Origin of the sequence: Massilia sp. CCM 8734, assembly GCF_011682155.1 — a bacterium.
GTDB lineage: Bacteria > Pseudomonadota > Gammaproteobacteria > Burkholderiales > Burkholderiaceae_D > Telluria_A > Telluria_A rubra.
This window is the reverse complement of record NZ_WHJI01000003.1, coordinates 130,948-155,588: the sequence shown is the minus strand read 5'-3', so window position 1 is coordinate 155,588 and position 24,641 is coordinate 130,948. Positions and strand designations below refer to the sequence as shown.

General features: G+C 64.4%; 19 protein-coding genes. All 19 read left to right on the top strand.

What is annotated here, in order from left to right:
* Window positions 1-5 precede the first annotated feature (5 nt).
* The 19 genes from F2P46_RS04410 to F2P46_RS04320 all read left to right on the top strand — a co-directional run bounded on the left by F2P46_RS04410 (window position 6) and on the right by F2P46_RS04320 (window position 24,479).
* The gene (locus tag F2P46_RS04410; RefSeq protein WP_166885591.1) at window positions 6-998 is read left to right on the top strand and encodes a zinc-binding alcohol dehydrogenase family protein; all 993 of its coding nucleotides are present in this window, start codon (window positions 6-8) and stop codon (window positions 996-998) included.
* 90 nt (window positions 999-1,088) lie between these two features.
* Window positions 1,089-3,149, top strand: a complete 2,061-nt coding sequence (locus tag F2P46_RS04405) for a UvrD-helicase domain-containing protein (protein ID WP_166885589.1) — start codon at window positions 1,089-1,091, stop codon at window positions 3,147-3,149.
* A 175-nt stretch (window positions 3,150-3,324) separates the two neighbouring features.
* Window positions 3,325-3,459 carry a hypothetical protein gene (locus F2P46_RS38530; protein WP_306667671.1) on the top strand — a complete coding sequence of 45 codons (135 nt, stop codon included), beginning with the start codon at window positions 3,325-3,327 and terminating at the stop codon, window positions 3,457-3,459.
* Window positions 3,460-3,626: 167 nt separating this feature from the next.
* Window positions 3,627-6,068: an Ig-like domain-containing protein gene (locus F2P46_RS04395; RefSeq protein ID WP_166885587.1), complete on the top strand. Its 2,442-nt coding sequence runs from the start codon at window positions 3,627-3,629 to the stop codon at window positions 6,066-6,068.
* A 265-nt stretch (window positions 6,069-6,333) separates the two neighbouring features.
* Window positions 6,334-8,895 carry an Ig-like domain-containing protein gene (locus F2P46_RS04390; RefSeq protein ID WP_166885584.1) on the top strand — a complete coding sequence of 854 codons (2,562 nt, stop codon included), beginning with the start codon at window positions 6,334-6,336 and terminating at the stop codon, window positions 8,893-8,895.
* 255 nt (window positions 8,896-9,150) lie between these two features.
* Window positions 9,151-10,791: a DUF4214 domain-containing protein gene (locus F2P46_RS04385; RefSeq protein ID WP_166885583.1), complete on the top strand. Its 1,641-nt coding sequence runs from the start codon at window positions 9,151-9,153 to the stop codon at window positions 10,789-10,791.
* A 59-nt stretch (window positions 10,792-10,850) separates the two neighbouring features.
* Window positions 10,851-11,729, top strand: coding sequence for a DUF4214 domain-containing protein (locus F2P46_RS04380; RefSeq protein ID WP_166885581.1), 879 nt, complete (start codon window positions 10,851-10,853; stop codon window positions 11,727-11,729).
* Between the two features lie 239 nt (window positions 11,730-11,968).
* Window positions 11,969-12,172, top strand: coding sequence for a SlyX family protein (locus F2P46_RS04375; RefSeq protein ID WP_166881904.1), 204 nt, complete (start codon window positions 11,969-11,971; stop codon window positions 12,170-12,172).
* 156 nt (window positions 12,173-12,328) lie between these two features.
* Window positions 12,329-14,467, top strand: coding sequence for a M3 family metallopeptidase (locus F2P46_RS04370; protein ID WP_229509054.1), 2,139 nt, complete (start codon window positions 12,329-12,331; stop codon window positions 14,465-14,467).
* 123 nt (window positions 14,468-14,590) lie between these two features.
* Window positions 14,591-16,726: a M3 family metallopeptidase gene (locus tag F2P46_RS04365; RefSeq protein WP_166885578.1), complete on the top strand. Its 2,136-nt coding sequence runs from the start codon at window positions 14,591-14,593 to the stop codon at window positions 16,724-16,726.
* 105 nt (window positions 16,727-16,831) lie between these two features.
* Window positions 16,832-17,863 carry a hypothetical protein gene (locus F2P46_RS04360; RefSeq protein ID WP_166885576.1) on the top strand — a complete coding sequence of 344 codons (1,032 nt, stop codon included), beginning with the start codon at window positions 16,832-16,834 and terminating at the stop codon, window positions 17,861-17,863.
* 61 nt (window positions 17,864-17,924) lie between these two features.
* Window positions 17,925-19,202: a tetratricopeptide repeat protein gene (locus F2P46_RS04355; RefSeq protein WP_166885575.1), complete on the top strand. Its 1,278-nt coding sequence runs from the start codon at window positions 17,925-17,927 to the stop codon at window positions 19,200-19,202.
* 25 nt (window positions 19,203-19,227) lie between these two features.
* A complete protein-coding gene (locus tag F2P46_RS04350) occupies window positions 19,228-19,722 on the top strand; it encodes a hypothetical protein (protein ID WP_166885573.1) in 495 nt (164 codons plus the stop codon).
* A 22-nt stretch (window positions 19,723-19,744) separates the two neighbouring features.
* Window positions 19,745-20,401 carry a hypothetical protein gene (locus tag F2P46_RS04345; RefSeq protein WP_166885571.1) on the top strand — a complete coding sequence of 219 codons (657 nt, stop codon included), beginning with the start codon at window positions 19,745-19,747 and terminating at the stop codon, window positions 20,399-20,401.
* A gap of 106 nt (window positions 20,402-20,507) precedes the next feature.
* Window positions 20,508-20,933, top strand: coding sequence for a hypothetical protein (locus F2P46_RS04340; protein ID WP_166885570.1), 426 nt, complete (start codon window positions 20,508-20,510; stop codon window positions 20,931-20,933).
* A 31-nt stretch (window positions 20,934-20,964) separates the two neighbouring features.
* A complete protein-coding gene (locus tag F2P46_RS04335) occupies window positions 20,965-21,336 on the top strand; it encodes a DUF2493 domain-containing protein (RefSeq protein WP_166885568.1) in 372 nt (123 codons plus the stop codon).
* A 97-nt stretch (window positions 21,337-21,433) separates the two neighbouring features.
* Window positions 21,434-21,649 carry a VF530 family DNA-binding protein gene (locus F2P46_RS04330; RefSeq protein WP_166885566.1) on the top strand — a complete coding sequence of 72 codons (216 nt, stop codon included), beginning with the start codon at window positions 21,434-21,436 and terminating at the stop codon, window positions 21,647-21,649.
* A gap of 7 nt (window positions 21,650-21,656) precedes the next feature.
* On the top strand, window positions 21,657-22,037 hold the full coding sequence (locus F2P46_RS04325) for a DUF4404 family protein (RefSeq protein ID WP_229509052.1): 381 nt from the start codon (window positions 21,657-21,659) through the stop codon (window positions 22,035-22,037).
* A gap of 237 nt (window positions 22,038-22,274) precedes the next feature.
* Window positions 22,275-24,479 carry a YgiQ family radical SAM protein gene (locus F2P46_RS04320; protein ID WP_229476768.1) on the top strand — a complete coding sequence of 735 codons (2,205 nt, stop codon included), beginning with the start codon at window positions 22,275-22,277 and terminating at the stop codon, window positions 24,477-24,479.
* The last annotated feature ends 162 nt before the right edge of the window (window positions 24,480-24,641 follow it).

Sequence of the window (24,641 nt, the reverse complement as noted above, 5' to 3'; positions counted from 1 at the left end):
ACAACATGAAAGCCATCGCCGTCATTAACGGAGCCCTGCACGACGTCAACCTGCCCCAGCCGCAGTCGCAAGGGCGCGACCTGGTGGTCAAGGTCGAGGCGATCTCGGTCAACCCGGTCGACTACAAGCAGCGCCAGGGGGCCGCCCACGATGGCGAACCGCAGCTGCTCGGCTGGGACGTGGCCGGCACCGTCAGCGCCGTCGGTCCGCAGGCCAGCCTGTTCAAGGTGGGCGATGCGGTCTATTACGCGGGCAGCGTGGTGCGTCCGGGCGCCAACAGCGAGTTCCATGCGGTCGACGAGCGCATCGTCGGGCGCAAGCCGGCCAGCCTCGGCATGGAGCAGGCCGCCGCCTTGCCGCTGACCAGCATCACTGCCTGGGAAGCGCTGTTCGAGCGCCTGGGCGTCTCGCGCAGCGGGGCCGACGCGGGCAAGTCGGTCTTGATTATCGGCGGCGCCGGCGGGGTGGGCTCGATTGCGATCCAGCTGGCCAAAAAACTGGCCAGGCTGACCGTGGTGGCGACGGCCTCGCGCCCGGCCTCAAGCCAGTGGTGCACGGCGCTGGGGGCGGACCATGTGATCGATCACCACGGCGACATGCCGGCGCAACTGGCCGCGCTGGGGCTGGCGCAAGTCGATTACATTTTGTGCCTGAACGATATCGACCTGCATTTCGCGGCCATGGCGACGGCGATCGCGCCACAGGGCAAGATTTGCGCGATCGTGCGCAATGAACGGCCGCTGCCGATGGACCTGGTGTTCGGCAAAAGCGTCACCGTGGTGTTCGAGATGATGTTTACGCGCTCGATGTTCGGCACGGCCGACATGATCGAGCAGCACCACTTGCTGGGCGAGGTGGCGGCGCTGGTCGACGCCGGTGTCTTGCAAACCACCGTGGGCCAAAGCGGCGGCAAGATCGACGCCGCCAATCTGGCGCGCGCCCACGCGGCGCTGGAGGCGGGAAGCACGATCGGGAAGATTGTCTTGTCGGGCTTCTGAGACGCCTGGGACGGTCGCGCCCGGGGCGACGGAAACGGCGGTGGGGTGCGTTACAATGCCCGGTCGTCCCCCACCTGATTGCCCCGCCCGATGTCCACCACTCCCAGTTTCGGCCTGAACGTTCCGCAGAGCGAGGCGGTCATGTACCTCGACGGCCCCTGCCTGGTGCTGGCCGGCGCCGGCTCGGGCAAGACGCGCGTCATCACCCAGAAAATCGCGCACCTGATCGAGGACCGGGGCTACGATCCGCGCACCATCGCCGCCCTGACCTTCACCAACAAGGCCGCGCTGGAAATGCAGGAGCGCATCGCCAAGCTGCTCAAGCAACCGCGCCAGGCCAAGCAGCTCACCGTGTCCACCTTCCACTCGCTCGGCGTGAAAATCCTGCGCCAGGAAGCGGCCGGCGTGGGCTTGAAGGACCGCTTCTCGATCATGGACAGCGACGACTGCTTCGGCCTGGTCCAGGATCTGGCCATTACCACCGACAAGCAATTGATCCGCAGCATACAGAATTCAATTTCGCTGTGGAAAAACGCCCTGATCGACCCGGAAGACGCCGTCAACAACGCCAAGGATGAGGACGAAGCCCAGGCCGCGCGCGTGTTCCGCAGCTACGTGGCGACCCTGGCGGCCTACCAGGCGGTCGACTTCGACGACCTGATCCGCCTGCCGGTGGAATTGTTCCGCAACAACGATCCGATCCGCGACAAATGGCAGCGCCGCCTGCGCTACCTGCTCATGGACGAGTATCAGGACACCAACACTTGCCAGTACGAGCTGGTCAAACTGCTGGTCACCGGCATCGGCAAGAAACCGATGTTTACCGCCGTGGGCGACGACGACCAGGCCATCTACGCCTGGCGCGGCGCCTCGGTGGAAAACCTGAAAACCCTGGGCGACGATTTCCCGGACTTGCGCGTCATCAAGCTCGAACAGAATTACCGTTCCACCACGCGCATCTTGCAGGCGGCCAACGCGGTCATTTCGAACAATCCCAAGCTGTTCGAAAAAGCCCTGTGGTCCGAGCACGGCCTGGGCGAGCCGATCTCGGTGCTGGGCATGCAGAGCGACGACCAGGAAGCCGAGCAGGTGGCGATCATGATCTCAAGCGACCGCTTCCAGCGCAAGAACAAGTGGTCCGATTACGCCATTTTGTATCGCGGCAACCACCAGGCGCGCGTGATCGAGCAATGCCTGCGCAAGGAGCGCATTCCCTACACGATTTCGGGCGGCCAGAGCTTTTTCGACAAGGCCGAAATCAAGGACATCATCAGCTACCTGCGCCTGATCGCCAACGATGGCGACGACCCGGCCTTCATCCGCGCCGTCACCACGCCCAAGCGCGGGGTCGGCATGGCCACCCTGGAAGTGCTGGGCGCGTTTTCCAAGCAGTGGAACTGTTCCCTGTTTGAAGCGACCTTCAAGGGCGGCATCGAAGCGAAGTTGCCGGACCGGCAGTTGTTGCCTTTGCGATCCTTTTGCAACTTCATCAACCAGCTCGAAGCGCGCGCCAGCCGTCCCGGTCCGTCCGGCAGCGGCGAGAACGCGGCCGCCGTGCTCGACGACATGATGAAAGAGATCGCGTACGAGAGTTATCTGTACGATACCTTCGACGACCGCGCGGCGCAAAGCAAGTGGCAAAACGTGCTCGAATTTACCAACTGGCTCAAGGAGCGCGGCTGTGGCGGCAAGGATAAATCCGGCGAGGAAAAAAACCTGCTGGAACTGACCCAGATGGTGGCCTTGATGAGCATGTTGGAAGGCAAGGACGAAGAGCCGGACGCGGTGCGCATGTCGACCCTGCACGCGTCCAAGGGACTGGAATTTCCGCACGTCTTCCTGGTCGGCGTGGAGGAGGGCATCCTGCCGCACAAGGGCGATCCGGACGCGTCGGTGGAAACCATCGGCGCGCGCATCCAGGAAGAACGGCGCCTGATGTACGTGGGCATCACGCGCGCCCAGCGCACCTTGCACATTACCTGGTGCAAGAAACGCAAGCGCGCCGGCGAACAAGTCCATTGCGACGTCTCTCGTTTCATCAAGGAAATGGCGCTCGACGTCGGCGACGCTCCGCCCACCGAAGCCGAAACGATCTCGCCCAAGGACCGCCTGGCCAGCCTGAAGGCGCTGCTTGCAACACCGAAAACTTAACACTCGGCAGCACCTCACAGAAGTGCTAGGATGGCCCGACGCGCCGCCCTGGCGCGCTTGTCCGAACTTCGATGGCGTGGTGCGCGCGCATGGCGCCAATCCGAAAATGCTGAACAAGAATCTGATGGAGTGAAAGGATATCGACGGCAAGGTGTTCGTGAAAGAACGGGTCGAGATGGCTGAAAAGAATCCTTCTTTTTGGCAAGAATATAAGTTCACTAATCCTGTGAGCGGTAAGATTGAACCAAAGGCAATGTATTGCCAGCCGAGCGAGGATGTGATCATCTGCGGTGGTGTTTATTTGCGATAAATTGCACGCACGATTCAAATTTTGTTTGACGGTAACTTCCGAGTTTGAAATACTGAATTCACCGCCGGCGCATGCGCCCGCCACTTTCCAAATCGCCTGCCGGGGCTTGTCAGCGCACCGGTCGCGCGTCATTTGGACCCTTCACTTCCAATGACGAGCACACAAGCATGGCGACCGTATCCGACATCACCGTTACCCCCACCTCCGGCCTGATCCACATCGACGCCCTGCTCGACTCGGGGCCGGACTGGAACTACCTCACGCCGGCCGGTAATACCATCCTGTACACCTTCTCTGTCACGACCGGCAATGAAGCGACGCAGAGCGGCCAGAGCGCGTTTTCCGCGTCCCAGCAAACCGGGGTGCGCGCGGCGTTTGCCACCCTGGCCGCGCTGACCGGCATCACGTTTACCGAAACGGCGAACGGCCTGGCGGCCGATGTGCACCTGGCCTCGGTCAATATCAGCGGCGTCAACACGAGCGGTTTGTGCAGCTGGAGTTCGAGCTATAACTACAGCGGCAGCACCGTGACCGCGTACGATGCGCAAGCCTATGTCTATCTCGATAACGTCGAGTTCGGAGCCGCCAACGCCAGCCTCGCGCCCGGCACCGGCGGCTACCAGACCCTGCTGCATGAACTGGGCCATATGATGGGCCTGAAGCATCCCTTCGAAGGCAGCACCCATCTCCCGGTGGGCGACGACAATACCTCGAACACATTGCTCTCGTACACCAACGTGGGCGGCCCCTACGCCGACTTCAGCCCGTACGACGTGGCGGCCCTGAAGTGGCTGTACGGCGGCGACGGCCTGGGCGGCGCGCTCGGCATCAATTCGACCGGCGGCGGGCGCTACCTGGTCGGCACCAGCCTGCCCGACACCCTCACCGGCGGCACGGGCGCCGACCGGTTCGAGGGCGACGGCGGCGACGATATTGTCAACGGCGGCGGCGGCACCGATACCGCCGTGTTCCGCGGCAATTACGGCTCGTACACCGTGCTGGACCTCGGCGGCGGCAGCGTGCGCGTGACCGGGGCCGACGGCACCGATACCCTGAACTCGGTGGAACTGCTCAAGTTCGACGACCAGAGCGTGCCGTCGCCGCAGGTGGGGACGCCGCCCGGCGGCGACATCACCGCGCCGGGCGCGCCGATTGCCAGCCTGGTCAAGAACGCCAATGGTTTCGTGTCCGGCAACAAGCCGCTGGTCAGCGGCAGCGCCGAAGCCAACGCCAAGATCGACATCTACAGCGCGGTCGGCCTGGTCGCCAGCACCACGGCGGCGGCCAACGGCACGTATGCGGTTGCCACCTCGGCCCTGGCCGATGGGCTCGACCTGGCGCTGACCGTGCGCGCTACCGACGCCGCCGGCAATGTCTCGCTCCCCAGCGTGGCGCTGCAGTTCAGCGTGGACACCGTGGCGCCGACGGCGCCGACGGCGAGCGTGAATGTCTCGGCCAATGGGGCAGTGCTGTTCAGCGGTAACGGCGAAGCCGGCAGCACCATCCGCCTGACCAACGCCAGCGCCATCATCGCCGAAGGCACGGTTGGCGCCGGCGGCAGCTGGAGCCTGGGCGGCAGCACCCTGGCCAACGGCAATTACGATGTCACCGTGAGCGCGCTCGACAAGGCCGACAACAACACCACGTCCACCAAGCACCTGTTGTTTACGGTCGGGGCCAGCAGCACCATCGGTGGCAGCGCCGGCAACGATACCCTGCAGCCGACCGCGGGCAACAACGTCATCGACGGCGGCGCCGGCACCGACACGGTCAACTACACCGGCCCGCGCGGCAACTACGACGTGGTGCGCGACAACAGCGGTTTCGTGCTCACCGCCCGCAGCGGCACCGACGGCGTCGACTTGCTGCGCAATATAGAAGCGGTCAAGTTCAGCGACAGCACCCTCAAGCTCGAATACGACGACGTGGTGCAGGCCCTGTACCTGGCCTACTTCGGGCGCGCGGCCGATTCGGGCGGCTTGTCGTCCTTCCAGTCGCAGCTGGTCGACCTGCAGGCGCCCGTGTCGTTTTCGGGCGTGAGCGCGGCCTACGCCAACAATGCCGGCCTGCACAATCTGATCGACAGCTTCGGCGCCAGCGCCGAATCGGCGGCCCTGTATCCGGGCAGCACCGCCAGCTTCATCGCCGCCGTCTACCAGAACATCTTCAACCGCGCCCCCGACGCCGGCGGCGCGGCGTTCTGGACCAACGCGATCGACAGCGGCAACCTGTCGCGCGCCAACGCCTCGCTCTCGATCATGGCCGGGGCGCTGGAAAACACCACGGCCCAGGGCATTCTCGACGGCAAGCTGGTCAACAACAAGATCACCATCGCTTCCGACTTCACCCTGGCCATCGATACCCCAGCCGAGCTGGGCAGCTATGTCGGCAACACGGCGGCCGCCACGGTGCGCAGCATGCTCGCCACGGTCACGGCCACGACCGATATCGCGGCCTTCCAGGCCACCATCGCCAGCACCTTGCTGAAGATGAGCGGGGCCGGGGTGCAGGGGTCGGCTTCCTCGTCCTACTACGAAGCCGACCTGCCGGCCCAGCCCATCGCCCTGGTCGGCGTCAACCACACGTCCCTGGTCGACCTGCCGCTGTAAGCGCACCGGCTTGCCGCGCCAGATTGCCGGGCTCGCGGCCGGCGTCGCCCTTCTCGGGCGACGCCGGCTTTTTGCCATGCGCGGGCAGCGGCGCGTCGTGCACAGCCGAAGATGCACATTTCATAATTTAATTGACGTCATTACATAAATTTGGAATACTGCGGCGCTTGTCGAGTAAAACGCGGCAATATTCCATATCTGTTTGCCGGACGTTCAAGGTCGGTTCGCGGTTGGAAACCTTTCCACATCCAACACTAGCCACTGCATGCCCAATATCTCCGATCTCGATACCGTCCTCTCCGGCCTGAACCACATCGACGCCCTGCTCGGTGGCGGCCCCGACTGGAACTATGTGACGCCTGTCGGCAACACCATCCGCTACACCTTTTCGATTGCCGCCAATAACGAGGGCGCCAACAGCGCCGCCAACGGCCTGTTGGCCTTTAGCGCCGGCCAGCAAGCCGGTACGCGCGCGGCCCTGTCCTACCTCGGTACGATCACCGGCATCGTGTTCGCCGAAACGGCCGATACCGCCATCGCCGACGTGCACCTGGCCTCGAAGGACCTGGGCGGCGGCACGGCCGGCCTGGCCAGTTGGAAATCGAGCATGTCGTACTCGGGCGAAACGCTGCTCGGTTACAGCGCCAAAGCCTATGTGTATCTGGACGACGTCGCCGCCGCCCTGCCCGAGAACGCCACCCTGGCCCCCGGCTCGGGCGGTTTGCAGATCCTGCTGCACGAACTCGGTCATATGCTGGGCCTGAAGCACCCGTTCGACGACGCGATCCGCTTGCCGGCCGCCGAGGACAACACCAGCAACACGCTGCTCTCGTACACCACCAAGGGCGGTCCGTACGCCACCTTCAGCCAGTATGACGTCGCGGCCCTCAACTGGCTGTACGGCGGCGACGGCCTGGGCGGCGCACTCGGCATCAACTCGACCGACGGCGCGCGCTACGTCACCGGCACCAACGGGGCCGACACCCTGACCGGCAGCGCCGCCAACGACCGCCTCGAAGGCGACGGCGGCAACGATACGCTCAACGGCGGCAACGGCACCGACACCGCCGTCTTTCGCGGCAAGTTCTCCGCGTATGCCTTCACCGACCTGGGCGGCGGCAAGCTGCGCGTGAGCGGCGCCGACGGCGTCGACACCCTGAGCTCGGTCGAAGTGCTGAAGTTCGACGACCGCAGCGTACAGTCGACCCAGGTGGTGCAGCCGCCGGTAGTCATCCCGCCGCCAGTCGTCACGCCACCGCCGGTCGTCACGCCACCGCCGGTGGTCACGCCACCGCCGGTGGTCACACCGCCGCCAGTCGTCACCCCGCCGCCGGTGGTCACGCCTCCGGCGGCCGACAGCACCGCGCCGGCCGCGCCGACTGCCAGCCTGGCCAAGAATCCCAACGGTTTCGTGTCCGGCAACAAACCCATGGTGAGCGGCAGCGCCGAAGCCAATGCCAGGATCGATGTGTACAGCGGCGCCACGCTGGTGGCCAGCACCAAGGCTGGCGCAGGCGGCGACTGGGCGGTCGCCACCTCGGTCCTGGCCGATGGCCCCAACCTGGCGCTCACGGTGCGCGCCACCGACGCCGCCGGCAATGTCTCGGTCCCGAGCGCGGCGCTGGTGTTCGGCGTCGATACCGTAGCGCCGGCGGCGCCCTCGGGCAGCGTGCTGGTGGCCGCCGGCAGCGTGGTCCGCTTCAGTGGCAACGGCGAAGCCGGCAGCACGATCCGCCTGAGCAATGCCGGCGCCACCCTTGCCGAAGGCACGGTCGGCGCCGATGGCAACTGGAGCCTGGGCGGCAGCGCCCTGGCCGACGGCAATTACGACGTCCTGGTCAGCGCGCTCGACAAGGCCGGCAACACCAGCACGGCCGCCAAGCACCTGCTGTTCGCGCTGGGCGGATCGACCACGCTCACGGGCACGCCCGGCAACGACCTGTTGCTGTCGGCCAGCGGCAATCATCTCATCGATGGCCTCGCCGGCGCCGACTCGGTCAGCTACGACGGCCCGCGCGGCAATTATTACGTGGTGCGCGACGACAGCGGTTTCGTCGTCACCGACAAAGCCGGCAACGGCGGCGTGGACGTGCTGCGCAATGTGGAATCCATTCGCTTCAACGGCGGCGTTCTCCAGCTCGACTACGACGAGGTGGTGCAGGCGCTGTACCTGGCCTACTTCGGACGCGCGGCCGATTCGGGCGGACTGGCATCGTTCCAGTCGCAGCTGACCGACCTGAAGGCGCCGCTGACGTTTTCGGCCATCAGCGCGGCCTACGCCGGCAATGCCGGCCTGCACAGCCTGATCGACAGCTTCGGCGGCAGCGCCGAATCGGCCGCCATGTATCCGGGCAGCACCAACAGCTTCATCGCCGCCGTCTACCAGAATATTTTCAACCGCGCCCCCGACGCCGACGGCCTGGCGTTCTGGACCAACGCGATCGACAGCGGCAACCTGTCGCGCGCCAACGCCTCGCTCTCGATCATGGCCGGCGCGCTGGAAAATACCACGGCCCAGGGCCTGCTCGACGGCAAGCTGGTCAACAACAAGATCACCATCGCTTCCGACTTCACCCTGGCCATCGACAACTCGGCTGAAGTGAACGGCTATGTCGGCGCCGGCGCGGCGGCCACGGTGCGCGCCATGCTCGGCACGGTGACGGCCGCGACCGATATCGCGGCCTTCCAGGGCACCATCGCCGGCACCTTGCAGGAGATGGTCAATGGCAGGGGGCAAAGCGGCGCTTCCTGGGCTGCTTATGAGGCCGCGCTGCCAGACCAGCATATCGCGCTGGTCGGACTGAACGACCTGGTCGATCTGGCGTAGTCGGCCAAGGCAGGGGTCACCCGCTGCGGGTGGCGCCTGCCTGTTGCCTTGGTTTGATTGGGGAAATGTGGTTTTTTGAACAAAATGCGGCTTTGGCTGCCTATTTTGTAAGCAAATATTTGACGTCAATACTTTCCTTTGAGATACTAATGGTATCTGCCGGTAAGGTCTCCGGCCCATGCCCTCGCCAGTCTTCCGGTCCGCGCCCGTGCGCGGCGCTGCGCGTTCCCGGCTCGTCTTTACGAATTGCGTTTCATGCCCTTTACCTTTCTCTCCGACATCAAGAACCTGCGCCTGTCCGGCGCCAACCATATCGACGCCTTGATCAGCGAAGGCCCCGACTGGAATTTTATCGGCATCAGCCCGCCGACCGATTTGCGCTACACCTTTTCCGTCGCCACCGGCAATGAAGACGGACAACGCGGGCAAACCGCGTTTTCCGCAGCGCAGCAAGCGGCCACCCGCACCGCCTTTAGCTACCTGCAGCAGGTGACCGGCATCCGCTTTGTCGAAACCCAATTTGGCACGAGCGCCGACATTCACCTGGCGTCGATCGATATTCCCGCCGCCGACGTCACTGGCCTGTCGAGCTGGCACACCAGTTATACGCCCCCGACCAGCAAGTACCTCAATTACGTGCTCGATTACAGCGCCGAGGCGTATGTCTACATCGACAACGTGGAATTTCGCGCCGAAAATGCCGACCTCACCCCGGGCGGCGCCGGCTACGAAACCTTGCTGCACGAGCTAGGGCACATGCTCGGCCTGAAGCACCCCTTCGAAGGCGGCATCAAGCTGCCTTACGAAGACGACCATACCGACAATACGCTGATGTCCTACGATGCCATCAGCCCGACTTACCACAGCACCTACGGGCAGTACGACCTGGCTGCGCTGAACTGGATCTACGGCGGCGACGGCCTGGGCGGCAAGTATGGCGCCCACGGCGCGATGGATTACCTCACCGGCACCGACGCCGACGAAGTCATCAAAGGCGACGCCGACAATGAACGGCTGGAAGGGGCCGGCGGCAACGACGTCATCAACGGCTACGGCGGGGTCGACGAAGCCAGCTACAAAGGGCTGCGCGCCGATTACGATATCACCAAGATCGCGGAAGGCTATGTGGTCATCGACCAGGTCGGCAACGACGGCCAGGACGTGCTGGTCAACGTCGAAAAAGTGGTGTTTGCCGACCGTACCGTGAACTTCGCCTACGAGGCGGTGGTGCAAGCCTTGTACGTCGGCTATTTCGGCCGCGCGGCCGATTACAGCGGCATGCAGAGCTTCCAGCAGCAGCTGGGCGCCCTGAACGCGCCCGACAACCTGCGCGACCTGGCGAGCGCCTACAGCAAGGATGCCGGCCTGCATAAGCTGATCGACAGCTTCGCCAGCAGCGCCGAGTCGGCCGCCCTGTATCCGGGCAATACCGCCACCTTTATCCAGGCGCTCTACCAGAACGTGTTCGGGCGCGCTGCGGACGCCGCCGGCCTGGGCTTCTGGAGCAAGGCGATCGACAGCGGCGGCTTGTCGCGCGCCAACGCGTCGCTCTCGATCATGGCTGGGGCCTTCGATAACAAGACCGCCCAGGGCGTGCTCGACGCCAAGCTGGTCAACAACAAGCTGACCGTCGCCTCCGGCTTCACCCTGCTCATCGATACCCCGCAGGAAGTGCAAGGCTATGGCGGCGCGGCCGCCGCCGCCAAGGTGCGCGGCATGCTCGGCGGCGTGACCGCGAGCACCGACCTGGTCGATTACCAGGCCACCATCGTCGCCACCCTCAACGGGATGACGGGGCCGGCCCGGGCCGCCGCCAGCGTCGGGCATGACCTGCCTGTGAGCCATGCGGAACTGATTGGCGTCGGCTACCAGTCGTGGGAGCCGACGCTGGTATAGTGAGGGCAGGCGCCGGCCGTGGTGGTGGCGCCGTCGTGTTCGGATCGAAGGGACTTTCCATGCAAGCTCATGTTAACGGCGGCGCCGGTGTCGACCTGTTCGGCTTTGCCGGCGTGCGCGCCGATTACAACATCACCAGCACCGCCGGCGGCGGCTATGCGGTCTTGCCCAAGAACGGTGCGGCCAGCGCCATGCCGCAGTTGGTCAACTTCGAGCTGTTCAAGTTTTCCGACACCACCGTCAACGTCGAATACGACGAGGTGGTGCAAGCGCTGTACGTGGCCTATTTCGGCCGCGCCGCCGACGCCGGCGGCATGCGCAACTTCCAGGAACAGCTGTCCAGGCTCGACGCGCCGCACGATATCGTCGGCATCAACAGCGCCTACGGCAGCAATCCGGCCCTGCGCCAGCTGATCGACAGTTTCGGCAAGAGCGCCGAATCGGACGCGCTGTATCCGGACGGCGTGGGCGCCTTTGTCAGCGCCGTGTACAAGAACGTGCTCGGGCGCAGCGCCGACGCCGAGGGCCTGGCGTTCTGGAGCCGCGCGATCGACAGCGGCGCGCTCTCGCAAGCCAATGCCGCCCTGTCGATCATGGCCGGGGCGCTGGAAAACACCAGCCCGCAGGGTTTGCTCGACGCCAAACGCATCGACAACACCCTGGCGGTGGCGTCCGACTTCACCCTGGCGCTCGACCGGCCCACCGAGATCGCCGGCTACGCGGGCAAGCTGGCCGCATCGATGGTGCGCGCCATGCTCGCTACCGTGAACGCCGACAGCGACCTCGGGCCGTTCCAGGCGGTCATCAAGCAGATGCTGGCGGTGATGGCCGGCGAACTGAACGCCGTGTTCGGCGCGCCGCCCCCGGAGCATGACATGGCGGCGCCGCTGCAACTGCTCGGCCTGGCCCCGGCCGGTTGGGGCGACGGCCTGGCCTAGGGTGTGTCTGACTGAATCGAAGAGAAAACCGCAACTGTTCCGTCGTTCCCGCGCAGGCGGGAACCCAAGTTCGTCGAGCCGCCATAGGCTATTGCTCGAAATTGGGTTCCCGCCTGCGCGGGAACGACGTTCAACGCGATCAAAATAGAATCTGTTCGCGTTGATTAGTCAGATACACCTAGCGCGGCCCGGCTTGGCGCGGCTGGCATAATGGCGGCTTTGCCCCCAAGGACGCCGCCGTGAGCCAGGAAGACCGTTTTGTCGATATCGAGATCAAGCTCGCGCACCAGGAAGACCTGGTCGAATCCCTGAACCAGATGGTGTACCAGCAAGGCCGTCGCATCGACCAGCTCGAAGCGATGGTCAACAAGTTGGCCGAACACATCCGCAACAATGCCCAGTCGGGACCGAACATGGTCAACGACCGCCCGCCGCATTACTGATTTTTCCTGTCCATCCGTCCGTCAATACGGATATCGTTGCCGGAACATGCATATCTCGTTGCGGATGACAGGCGTGTGACCATGCTGCTATGATCGTGCGCTGATGCGCTGCCGGCTATCCGTCGGCAGCTTTACTTAGCGCCCGTGAAAGATGCCATGAACCGTCCAAACATGCTTATCGTTGCCGCCAGCCTGGCGCTGGTCAATGTCGCCGCCGTTGCCGCGCCTGTCGCACCCGCGACCTCGCTGGCCGCGACCAACCCCTTCGCCAAACTGAGCACCTTGCCGTTCCACTACCCGGCCTTCGACAAGATCAAGGACGAGCACTTCCTGCCCGCCTATGCGGCCGGCATGAGCGACCACCTGCGCGAAGTCGACGCCATCGCCAACAACCGCAAGGCGCCTACTTTTGATAACACCGTGGTGGCGCTGGAACGCTCGGGCCAGCTGCTCACGCGCGTGGCGACCACCTTTTCGGCCCTGCAGGGCGCCAACACCAACGATACGCTCGATTCCATCGACCGCGAAATGTCGCCCAAGCTGGCCGCGCACAACGACGCCGTGTTCCTCAACGCCAAGCTGTACCAGCGCGTGAAGACCCTGTTCGACAAGCGCGCCAAGCTCGGCCTGGATGCCGAATCCAAATACCTGCTCGAGCGCTACCACAAGGATTTCGTGCGCGCCGGCGCCAACTTGTCGGCTGAAGACAAAGAAAAGCTGAAAGCCTTCAACAGCGAAATCGCCACCATGCAGACCACGTTCACCCAGAACGTGCTCAAGGAAACCAACGCCTCGGCGCTGATCGTCGACACTCGCGCCGAACTGGCCGGCATGAGCGAGGCGGCCATCGACGCCGCCGCCGCCGCCGCCAAGACGCGCGGCCAGGAAGGCAAGTTCGCCATCGCCCTGGTCAACACCAGCGGCCAGCCGCCGCTGGCGGTGCTGACCCACCGCGCCGTGCGCGAACGCCTGATGACCGCCTCGCTGACGCGCGGCAGCCGTGGCGGCGAGTTCGACAACCGTGGCGTTGTCATCAAGCTGGCCAAGCTGCGCGCCGAACGCGCGGCCCTGCTCGGCTACCCGAACTTCGCGGCCTACTCGCTGGAAGACCAGACCGCCAAGGATACGGGCGCGGTCAACAAGCTGCTGTCGGAACTGGCCAAGCCGGCCGTGACCAATGCACGCAAGGAAGCGGAGGATATCCAGAAAGTCATCGACGCTGAAAAAGGCGGTTTCAAGGTCGGCGCGGCCGACTGGGCCTTCTACACCGACAAGGTGCGCGCCCAGCGCTTCAATTTCGACGAGAACCAGCTCAAGCCGTATTTCGAGCTCGACAACGTGCTCGTCAACGGCGTGTTCTTCGCCGCCGAAAAGCTGTACGGCCTGAAATTCAAGGAACGCAAGGACCTGCCGGTGTACAACCCGGACGTGCGTGTGTTCGACGTGTTCGACGCCAACGGCAAGCAACTGGCCATCTTCCTGGCCGACATGTACGCGCGCAGCAACAAGCAGGGTGGGGCGTGGATGAACGAATACGTGTCGCAGTCGGGCCTGATGGGCACGCGTTCGGTGGTGGCCAACCACCTCAACATTCCCAAGCCGCCGGCGGGCGAGCCGACCTTGCTGACGGTCGATGAAGTCAAGACCACTTTCCACGAATTCGGTCACGCGCTGCACGGCATGTTCTCGAACGTAAAGTATCCGCGTTTCTCGGGCACCAATGTTCCGCGCGACTTCGTCGAGTATCCATCGCAGGTCAATGAAATGTGGATGATCGCGCCGGAAGTGCTGGCCAACTACGCCAAGCACTACAAGACCGGCGAAGCGATGCCGAAGGAATTGCTGGACAAGGTCATTGCGTCGAAAAAATTCAACCAGGGTTTCCTGACCACCGAGTATCTGGCGGCGTCGCTGGTGGACCAGCGCTGGCACCAGTTGGGCGCGGCGCAAGTGCCGACCGACGTGCTTGGTTTCGAAGCGGCCGCGCTGAAGGAAGCGGGCGTCGATTTCGCGCCGGTGCCGCCGCGCTACCGCACGACGTACTTCTCGCATAGTTTCTCGGGCGGCTACTCGGCCGGTTACTACGCTTACCTGTGGAGCGAGAAGCTGGATGCCGACACGGTGGAATGGTTCAAGGAAAATGGCGGATTGCAGCGCAAGAACGGCGACCATTTCCGCAAGACCTTGCTCTCGCGCGGCGGCACGGCCGATGCGCTTGACCTGTTCCGCAACTTCCGCGGCCGCGAGCCGAAAATCGAACCGCTGCTGAACCGCCGTGGGTTGACTGGTAACTAAGCCTGCGCACGTAGGGTTAACCGCTTAACCAGTTCGCTACACTCAAAACCGTCGTTCCCGCGCCAAGTGCCGCCTTGGCGCGGGAACGACGGTGGACTTCTCGCATCTCTCAAAGAAAACACCATGACCCGTCCCCAACTCATGATCATCGCGGCCAGCCTGGCCGTCGCCAACTTCGCCTTCGCCGCCCCTGCGCCGGGCGCCGCCGCGCTCGACGCCGCCAATCCGTTCGCCAAAATCAGCACCTTGCCGTTCAACTACCCGGCCTTCGACAAGATCAAGAACGAGCACTTCGCCCTGGCCTTTGCCGAAGGCATGCGCCAGCACGCCGCTGAAATCGAGGCCATCGCCAACAACCGCAAAGCGGCCACGTTCGAGAACACCATCGTCGCCATGGAACGCTCGGGCAAGCTGCTCGCGCGCACCGGCGGCGCCTTCGGCATCTTCGCCGGTGGCAACACCAACGACACCATCAAGGGCCTGGAACGCGAGTTGGCGCCCAAGCTGGCCGCCCACCGCGACGCCATGCTGCTGAACCAGAAACTGTTCGACCGCATCGACACCCTGTACGCCAAACGCGCCAAACTGGGCCTCGATGCCGAATCGGCCTTCCTGCTGGAACGCTACCGCAAGGACTTCGTGCGCGCCGGCGCCAAGCTCAACGCCGCCGACAAGGACAAGCTCAAAGGCTACAACGCCGAACTGGCCAGCCTGCAAACCACCTTTAGCCAGAACGTGCTGAGCGAAGCGAACGCGGCCGCGCTGGTGGTCGATACCCGCGCCGAACTGGCCGGCATGTCCGAAGCCGCCATCGTGGTCGCCGCCGACGTCGCCAAGAAACGCGGCCTGGAAGGCAAGTTCGCCATTCCCGTCACCAACACCACCGGCCAGGCGCCGCTGTCGGTATTGACCAACCGCAGCGTGCGCGAACGCCTGCTGGCGGCCTCGCTGGCGCGCGGCAGCCGTGGCGGCGAGTTCGACAACACGGGCGTCGTGCTCAAGATCGCGACACTGCGTGCGCAACGCGCCGAACTGCTCGGCTACGCCAACCACGCCGCCTACATGCTCGAAGACCAGACCGCCAAGGATACCGGCGCCGTCAACAAGCTGCTGGGCGAGCTGGCCAAGCCGGCCGTGGCCAACGCGCGTAAGGAAGCGGCCGACATCCAGAAAGTCATCGATGCGGAAAAAGGCGGCTTCCAGCTGGCCGCCCACGACTGGGCCTTCTACAGCGACAAGGTGCGCGCCGAGCGCTTCAATTTCGACCAGAGCCAGCTGCGCCCCTACTTTGAACTGAACAACGTGCTGACCAACGGCGTGTTCTACGCCGCCGGCAAGGTGTATGGCCTGACCTTCAAGGAACGCAAGGACTTGCCGGTGTACGACCCCGACATGCGCGTGTTCGACGTGATCGACGCCAACGGCAAGCCGCTGGCGATCTTCGTGGCCGACTTCTACGCGCGCGGAAACAAGCGCGGCGGTGCATGGGCCAACGCCTACGTGCCACAGTCGCAGCTGATGGGCACGCGCCCGGTGATCGGCAACCACCTGAACATTCCGAAACCGGCCGCCGGCGAGCCGACCCTGCTCACCTACGACGAACTGCGCACCCTGTTCCACGAATTCGGCCACGCCCTGCACGGCATGTTCTCGGACGTCAAATACCCGCGCTTCGCCGGCACCGGCGTGCCGCGCGACTTCGTCGAGTTCCCGTCGCAGGTCAACGAAATGTGGGCGGTCTGGCCTGAAGTGCTGGGCAACTACGCCAAGCACTACAAGACCGGCGAACCAATGCCGAAGGAATTGCTCGACAAGGTGATCGCCTCGAAACAGTTCAACGAAGGCTACCGCACCACCGAGTACCTGGCCTCGTCGATCCTGGACCAGCGCTGGCACCAGTTGAGCGCCGCGCAGATCCCGACCGACGTGGTCGCTTTTGAGGCGGCCGCGCTGAAAGACGCCGGCGTCGACTTTGCGCCGGTGCCGCCACGCTATCGCACCACCTACTTCTCGCACGTGTTCTCGGGCGGTTATTCGGCCGGTTACTACGGTTACCTGTGGAGTGAAAAGCTGGACGCCGATACCGTCGAATGGTTCAATGAAAACGGCGGCCTGTCGCGCAAGAACGGCGACCATTTCCGCAAGATGCTGCTGTCCAAAGGCGGCACGCTCGACGCCATGCAGATGTACCGCAACTTCCGCGGCCGCGACGCGAAAATCGAACCGCTGCTGGAACGCCGTGGCCTGAACGCCAAGTAAGCCTGCAGCACCCAAACAATGCCGTTCAGCGCGAACGGCATTTTTTTCGTCCGCAGATTTGCCGTGCGCGATAATGGGTGCGCCGATTTCCCCCATGGAGCCAGTGTGACCGACATCGCGGACCTTTCGACACTTCTGCAAAACCGCCTGCGGGCGGCCTTGACGCCGGGCGAGCGCCTGGTGTGGGTCGGCCAGCCGATCGCAGCGCATTACATGAAACTGGCCTATGGTTACCCGGCCTTGCCTGGCTCGACGGTGTACGCCATCACCAGCGCGCGCGTGCTCCTGCTCGGCGGCGGCGACCAACCCGACAGCGTCAGGTCGTACGCCCCGGCGCAACTGCAGCAACTCGAACGCAGCGAGCACGAGGGCGGCTGGGGCGACCTGATACTCGAGACCGACTATGTCTCCGACGGCGACGGCGGCTACACCACCGAGCGCCACGGCCTGCTTGCGGTGGCCGATGTGCGGCGCGCGCACGGGCTGGTTGCGGCGCTGGCGGCCACCCTGCCGCTGGCCCCAGGCACCCCGCATCCCAGCTTCTTCAGCGCGCTCGCGGCGCCCGTCATCTCCGCCTTGCCCGCGAGGCTGCGCCAGGCGCTGCGCGACGAACTGGGGCCGGACGAGCGCCTGGTGTGGGCGGCGCAGCCGATCCCGGCCAGTTATCTGAAAAAGGGATATCGCAAGTGGTTCTTCTATATTCCATGGACGCTGTTTGCGCTGATCATCGGCGTACTGAGCGCCATGGCCGTGTGGAATGTGCCGGTGCGGGGATGGGACCTGCTGCTGGTGGTGGGCGTGCCCTCGCTATTGCTGTGGATCGGCATTTACCACCTGGTGCAGCCATTGCGCATGCGCAGGGACGCGCTCGGCGTGGTGCACGCCATCACGACCGCGCGCGCCCTGACCATCGCCATGAATGGCGCGCTGGTCGTGCGCACCTATGCACCGGCCGGCCTGGTGCATGCCCTGTGTGCCGACGGCGCGCACGACAGCGGCGACCTGCTGCTTGAAGCCGGCTTCGACGATACCACCCCGATCGAGACGCAACTGCACCGCCACGGTTTCATGGGTATCGACGAGGTGCGCCATGTCGAGCGCCTGATCGGCCATCTGAAGCAAACGCCAGCGATGTAAAATTAGCATAGGAACAATGCTTTATAATATGGCACGTCCCTCATTCCGAACGTTGCCCCCTATGCTCACACCTCGCCTTCTCCCCCTCGTTTCCGTCCTGTTGTGCGCCCTTGGCCTGGCGGCCTGTACTACCGAACCGGTAGGGCCGCGCGAAGTCCAACTGACCGAAGAGCCGGGCGAGTCCGGCCCGCGCTGCAGCGGCGCCGACTGCTGCGCCGATGCCGAAGCGCTCGAATTCGCGCCGCAGCGCCAGTATTGCAGCGCGCTGGCGCTGGACAACGAAGGCAAGGCCCCTGCCTCGGCCAGCGCCCTGAAAGACGCCATCGCCGGCGCCCGCGCCGAAAAAATCCGCACCCACGACGCCTCCGGCGTGCTGTGCCACGCGTATGCGCTGGACGCCCAGCGCGCCGGCGACCGTGGCGAGGCCGCCGCCGCCCGCACCGGGCTGGCCGCCGCCGTGCAAGCCTGCCGCGCCGGCTTCGGCAAGGAATCGAACCAGGCCGCGCAAGCCATGCTCGACAGCGCGGAACAACGCCTGCAGAGCAAGGAAGAGTCGGCCAAAATCGGCGAGGAGCTCGCTGCGGTGCTGGTGCTGGCGCGCAAAAACGCCAATGCCCAGATCGAAGCCGACGCCACCGACGCACTCGGGCGCCTGATGGGCATCGGCGGCGACGTGAGCGCCGAGCGCCGCCTGCTGACCGAGGGCATGGAGATGCGGCGCAAAGCCTACGGCGAGAACAGTTACCAGACCGGCATGAGTTACGTGAACCTCGGCGGCAGTTACATGCGCGTGAACGACAACGCGGCCGGGCGCGCGTGGTACGAACGCGCCATCGCGGTGTACGGCGCCACGCTCGGCATGGCCGATCCGGTGACGCTGGAAGTGCGCGCCGCGCATGCGATGAGCTACAGCGCCGAGCGCAACCACAAGCGCGCCCAGGAACTGCTCGAGGCGATGCTGCCGCAGGCGCTGCAAACCTTCGGCCCGCAGTCCGAAGAAACGGTGGCCATCCTCAACGACATCGGCAATATGCAGCAGCACCAGGGCCAGTCGCAGGCGGCCTTGCTGCGCTTCGAGGAAGTGCTGGCGATCCGGCGCGTGAGCATGCCCAATACGGTCAAGCACGGCCGCTCGGCCCTGCTGGCGGCCACGCTCAAGCGCAAGATCGCCGGTTGCGCCGGCAGCAGCGCGCTCGACGCCGAAGTGCGGCGCATCGCCGCGCAACTGGAGCCGTCCAGCGCCAAGGATGACGACGCCAAACTGTACGTGCTCGACGCGCATGACGCCGCCCAGCAGTGCGCCACGCCGGCGCCGCGCGGTGCGCGCAAGAAGAAGTAAGCCGGGCCGCGACGGAAGGGACATCGTGCAGCACACCAATGAATTTGCCGAGCAATACACGCGCGCCGAGCGCCGGCGCCTGGCGCTGCTGATCCTGACCGCCGGGGCCGCCCTGCTGGTGGTGACGAAGCTGTGGTTCTTCCCCTGGCTGGCGGCGTTCGCGGCATCGGCCGAGTGCCGCGAGATCGGCGGCGTGAATGGCGTCAAGCTGGTTTTTTATGGCGTGTTCGTCGGCATGCCGCTGCTGCTGGCGCTGGTGCTCGGCGCGATCCTGGGCGTACCCGGCTACAAGAGCCTGCGCAGCGGACAATTTCCCGCCGCTGGCGTTAAAGTGTGGCGGCCCATGCGTATCCGGCGCGGCCGGCGCGCCACCCTGATCGGCGCCGCCTGCCTGCTGCTGACGCTGCTCCCTTTGGTGCTGGCCGCGTGGGGCTGGTTCCAGGCCGGCGCGATGCTGGCCGGCGCGGGGGGCACGCCGCTCGACTGCGCGGCCATCCGGGCGGCATCGTCCACGCCTTGACCCATCTCGTCCGAAAGCACCAATGAAAACTTTTATCGCGCGCGCCGCCTGCCTGCTGGTCTGTTCCGGGGCGGCATGGGCCTGCGGCCGTGACGGCGCGGTACCGGTGCCGCTGACACAGGTGTCGCTGCAGAAAGTCGCGTTCAGTCCGTCCGACGACGGGCGCAAGCTGCTCGTGTTCGGCATACTGAAAAACGCGTCCGCCCACAGGGTCAGGAATGTGATGCTGGAGCTGCGTTTCTTCAATGACAAGCATGTGCTGGTCGACACCTTTACGCGTTGTGTCGAGAATGTGATTGCACCGCCTGCCGGCGAGGTGGGATGGCGCATCCGCGAAAATATCTACGATCAGATGGCGCCTTACGCTTCGCAGGAGGTGCGCATTGTCTCCGCCGAGGCGATCAAGCCTGGCGCGGACGAAGCAGGGGTCAATCCGTTGATGCGGGAATTGCTGGTCCTCGGGATTCCCTTGCTGGGGATGGCTGGCGTGTTGATGTACGGGCTGAAAAAGTTGGTCGGCAAGGAATCGAGCAGCAGCAAGGCCGTGCTGCTCATGGAAGCGCAGATAAGCTACTTCGAAAAAAATCTGGGCCTGCTTGAGCGGCTGGTGCTGGCCAGCGAAGCGCGGGCGCGCGGCGTCGTCCTGCCGGCGGACGACGATGCCCGTCCCCCTGGCTAGAGTAAGGCTGCACTGTCCTGCCGGCCTTGCTGGCGCGCTGGTCGGGGCCTTCCTGATTCATGGTTTAATGTGATTCCGATTCGCAATCAATTTTTCGAGGAGCCTTATGAGCACAGTGTTGTGGGCCAATTACCTGGTCGATGGCGTCGTCAGTTCCGACGAGTCCGACAAATACGCCTTGCACGAACATATCGACCAATTGGATGAGCTCTGCCGCGACGCCGGCCTGGCGCCGCTGTCCGACTGGTGCGACTCCACCGACCTGGCGTTCAACATCGGTGACGAGGACGAACTTCCCGACGGCATCGAATCGACCGACGAGCTGATGGCTGCCGACGGCGTCTGGACCGACGCCGGCGTGGCCGTCGACGCCCTCGAACAATTGCTGGCGCTGATCCGGGACAAGAACATCGCCTTTGGCGACGAAGACAATGCGCACGACGACATCGTGCAGGAACTCGAAGAGAGCATTGCCTACGCCCAGGAAGCGGCGGCGGTCAACGGCAAGTTCAATTTTTCGGTGGTGATGTAAATGGACGTGGCGCTGGCCGATGCGTGACAACATGCCGCGCTGTGTCCTGGTCACGGGCTCGACCACCTGGGACAATCCCGAGCCGATCCGGCGCGCCTTGTCGGCGCTGCCGCCGGGCAGCAAGATCGTGACCGGCGACACGCCGGGCGCCGACGCCTGCGCGGTGACGGTGGCCGCCGAACTGGGCCTGGAGGTGAAACGCATGAAAAAGAACCGTGCCGATCACCGGGCCTTTCCCAGTGAAGCCTGGCGCGGATTGAACGAGCGCATGTTGGCCACCGGCGTCGATCTGGTGCTGGCCTTCCACGCCGATTACGGCAAGCCCGGCTGCGCGCGCGGCACCGTCCACATGGTCGAGCACGCCAAGACGTGCTGGACCGAGGTGCAGGTTTTCCGCGAGTAGGCGGGCCGCGCTGCGCTGCGCCATGGATCGCGCCGCGATTTGGGTGTATAAGGACGGTATCAGCTTCCCTTCACCCGCCATAGGATCGACCGCAGCAATGAGTGTTCACGACTTACACGGTATTACCTTAGAATCGCTGTTGACCAGGCTGGTCGCGCATTACGGCTGGGACGAGCTCGGCAAGCGGATCGATATCAATTGCTTCATCAGCGATCCGAGCATCAAGTCGAGCCTCAAATTCCTGCGCAAGACCCCGTGGGCGCGTACCAAGGTCGAAGAACTGTTCCTGGAAACACAATTTACCGATGAATGAGGATGACATGTTGAACGACGACACAGCGAACCTGAAGTCGCACCTGAAAACCCTGCATGCCAACCTGGCGCAGACGGAACAGGTCGATGAAGAACTGCAAGGCTTGCTGATGCAGCTCGACGGCGACATCCAGGCCCTGCTCGACAAGCGCGCCGCCGCCGCCCAGGCTGCCCTGAGCGACGAAGCGCTGGCCGAGCAGGCCAAGGTGGCCGAACTGGCCGAGCTGGCCGACCCGGCCGCCCATCTGCTGGCCGAACCGCCCGAGACCACCACCTACGGCCTGGCCGAGCGGACCCAGGAAATCACGGCCAAATTCGCCGCCGAACACCCGCGCCTGGAGCCGGCGTTGCGCGAGCTGGGCCGCATGCTGTCGAACATGGGTATTTGAACACCGGGGCGCCGGCAGTTCCCGCGCGCCCCGCCAGCTGCCTGTTTATGTAGCAGAAACGTCACAAGTTATTGAAACATAAGACGTTTTTTCGTTGTAATCGGCTTTGAAAAAAGCGCGGCACACCTTGCTCCGGGAGGTTTTCCGGTACAATACCGCCCAATGAGCTCCCCAACCAACCTGTTTGCGACCGTCCCGAAACGGTCTAGCCGCGCTCCCGCTGCGCCTTTCCTTCCCATGTCCCGCGCCGAAATGGCTGCCCTGGGCTGGGATTCGTGCGACGTCATCCTCGTGACGGGCGACGCCTACATCGATCATCCGAGTTTCGGCATGGCCCTGGTCGGCCGCCTGCTGGAGGCGCAAGGCTTCCGCGTCGGCATCATCGCCCAGCCGGACTGGCTGTCGGCCGACGCCTTCCGCGTGCTTGGCAAACCCAATCTGTACTTCGGCGTTACCGCCGGCAACATGGATTCGATGGTCAACCGCTACACGGCCGACCGCAAGATCCGCTCCGACGATGCCTACACGCCCAACGGCGAGCCGAACAAGCGCCCGGACCGCACCGTGACCGTGTACGCCCAGCGCGCGCGCGAAGCGTTTCCGGACGTGCCGGTCATTATCGGCAGTATCGAAGCGTCGCTGCGCCGTATCGCCCACTACGATTACTGGTCCGACAAGGTGCGGCGCTCGGTGCTGCCCGATTCCAAGGCCGACATGCTGCTGTTCGGTAACGCCGAACGCGCCCTGGTCGACCTGACCCACCGTCTGGCCGCCGGTGAAAACATCAAGGATATCCGCAACCTGCGCGGCACCGCCTTCATGGCGCCGGCGGGCTGGCTGCCGGGCGACGACTGGGGCGTGCACAATTCGACCCGGGTCGATGTGCCCGGCAAGGTCGACGCCCACCACGATCCGTACGCGATGGCCCAGGAAGACAAGTCCGCCTGCGCCACCGACAACGCCCAGCCGAAGGAAGTGATCAAGCCGATCCGCATCATGTCGCGCGAAGAACGCCTGGCCATGGCCAAGGAAAAGCACGACAAGACCGTGGTCCGCCTGCCGTCCTACGAAACAGTGAGCATCGACCCGGTGATGTACGCGCACACCTCGCGCGTGTTCCACCTCGAATCGAACCCCGGCAATGCGCGCGCGATGGTGCAGGCGCACGGCGAACGCGATGTCTGGCTCAATCCGCCGCCGCTGCCGCTGGCCATGGACGAGATGGACGGCGTGTACGACATGAACTACGCGCGCGCTCCGCACCCGAGCTACGGCAAGGCCAAGATTCCGGCCTGGGACATGATCCGCTTTTCGGTCAACATCATGCGCGGCTGCTTCGGCGGTTGCACCTTTTGCTCGATCACCGAGCACGAGGGGCGCATCATCCAGAGCCGTTCGGAACCGTCGATCCTGCGCGAAATCGAGCACATCCGCGACAAGACCAAGGGTTTCACCGGCACCATCTCGGACATGGGCGGCCCGACCGCCAATATGTACCGCCTGGCCTGCAAGGACAAAAGCATCGAGGAATCGTGCCGCCGCCTGTCGTGCGTGTACCCGACCATCTGCGTCAACCTCGGCACCGACCACAGCAAGCTGATTTCGCTGTACCGCAAGGCGCGCGCGATTCCGGGCATCAAGAAAGTACTGATCAGTTCGGGCCTGCGCTACGACCTGGCGGTGCGCTCGCCGGAATACGTCAAGGAATTGGTGACCCACCACGTGGGCGGCTTGCTCAAGATTGCGCCTGAGCACACCGAAGAAGGCACCTTGTCGAAGATGATGAAGCCGGGCATCGGCGCCTACGACGAATTCAAGGAAATGTTCGACCGTTTCTCGCTGGAAGCTGGCAAGAAGCAGTACCTGATTCCTTACTTCATCGCGGCGCATCCGGGCACGACGGATGAAGACATGCTCAACCTGGCTTTGTGGCTGAAGAAAAACAACTTCAAGCTCGACCAGGTGCAGACCTTCATGCCGACGCCGATGGCGATGGCCACCACCATGTACCACTCGCGCAAGAATCCGCTGAAAAAAGTGACGGCCGACTCCGAAATCGTGGAAACGGCCAAGAGCGGCAAGGTACGCCGCTCGCACAAGGCCTTCCTGCGTTACCAGGACCCGGCCAACTGGCCGATCCTGCGCGAAACCCTGGTCAAGATGGGCCGGGGCGACCTGATCGGTAATGGCGACAAGCACCTGGTGCCGAGCTGGCAGGCGTCGGAAGACGGCGGCCTGGCGGCGGGCGAGCGCAAGCGGCAGACCTCGGGCGCCGGTACGCTCGACAAGTTCGTGGCCGCGCCCAAGCGCAAGACCGAACGCGCGCTGGCGCCGTCGCCCTTCATTGCGCCAGAGTCAAAAGTGCGCCCGTCGATCCTGGCCACCATCAAGAGCAAGCCGAAGGCGGCGCCGGCGGCAAAAGCTGGGGCGCGGCGCAAGTAGGTGAGGGGTCAGACCCCGGTTTTTCCCTTGGGGGTCTGACCCCGGTGTTTCCGCCGACCCCAAACCGGGAAAGACGGTTTTGCAGTTAACGCCCGCTTTTGCAACACCGATTGTTGTACCACGCACACAGTCCGCATTTTCCGCCGTCCTGGCCGGGAAGGT

What these genes read in the sequence shown, in the direction of transcription:
- F2P46_RS04340 (WP_166885570.1), top strand. Translation starts at nt 20,508, where the DNA reads ATGAGCACAGTGTTGTGGGCCAATTACCTGGTCGATGGCGTCGTCAGT.
- F2P46_RS04410 (WP_166885591.1), top strand. Translation starts at nt 6, where the DNA reads ATGAAAGCCATCGCCGTCATTAACGGAGCCCTGCACGACGTCAACCTG.
- F2P46_RS04365 (WP_166885578.1), top strand. Translation starts at nt 14,591, where the DNA reads ATGACCCGTCCCCAACTCATGATCATCGCGGCCAGCCTGGCCGTCGCC.
- F2P46_RS04390 (WP_166885584.1), top strand. Translation starts at nt 6,334, where the DNA reads ATGCCCAATATCTCCGATCTCGATACCGTCCTCTCCGGCCTGAACCAC.
- F2P46_RS04370 (WP_229509054.1), top strand. Translation starts at nt 12,329, where the DNA reads ATGAACCGTCCAAACATGCTTATCGTTGCCGCCAGCCTGGCGCTGGTC.
- F2P46_RS04345 (WP_166885571.1), top strand. Translation starts at nt 19,745, where the DNA reads ATGAAAACTTTTATCGCGCGCGCCGCCTGCCTGCTGGTCTGTTCCGGG.
- F2P46_RS38530 (WP_306667671.1), top strand. Translation starts at nt 3,325, where the DNA reads ATGGCTGAAAAGAATCCTTCTTTTTGGCAAGAATATAAGTTCACTAAT.
- F2P46_RS04380 (WP_166885581.1), top strand. Translation starts at nt 10,851, where the DNA reads ATGCAAGCTCATGTTAACGGCGGCGCCGGTGTCGACCTGTTCGGCTTT.
- F2P46_RS04320 (WP_229476768.1), top strand. Translation starts at nt 22,275, where the DNA reads ATGTCCCGCGCCGAAATGGCTGCCCTGGGCTGGGATTCGTGCGACGTC.
- F2P46_RS04395 (WP_166885587.1), top strand. Translation starts at nt 3,627, where the DNA reads ATGGCGACCGTATCCGACATCACCGTTACCCCCACCTCCGGCCTGATC.
- F2P46_RS04355 (WP_166885575.1), top strand. Translation starts at nt 17,925, where the DNA reads ATGCTCACACCTCGCCTTCTCCCCCTCGTTTCCGTCCTGTTGTGCGCC.
- F2P46_RS04335 (WP_166885568.1), top strand. Translation starts at nt 20,965, where the DNA reads ATGCCGCGCTGTGTCCTGGTCACGGGCTCGACCACCTGGGACAATCCC.
- F2P46_RS04325 (WP_229509052.1), top strand. Translation starts at nt 21,657, where the DNA reads ATGTTGAACGACGACACAGCGAACCTGAAGTCGCACCTGAAAACCCTG.
- F2P46_RS04385 (WP_166885583.1), top strand. Translation starts at nt 9,151, where the DNA reads ATGCCCTTTACCTTTCTCTCCGACATCAAGAACCTGCGCCTGTCCGGC.
- F2P46_RS04330 (WP_166885566.1), top strand. Translation starts at nt 21,434, where the DNA reads ATGAGTGTTCACGACTTACACGGTATTACCTTAGAATCGCTGTTGACC.
- F2P46_RS04405 (WP_166885589.1), top strand. Translation starts at nt 1,089, where the DNA reads ATGTCCACCACTCCCAGTTTCGGCCTGAACGTTCCGCAGAGCGAGGCG.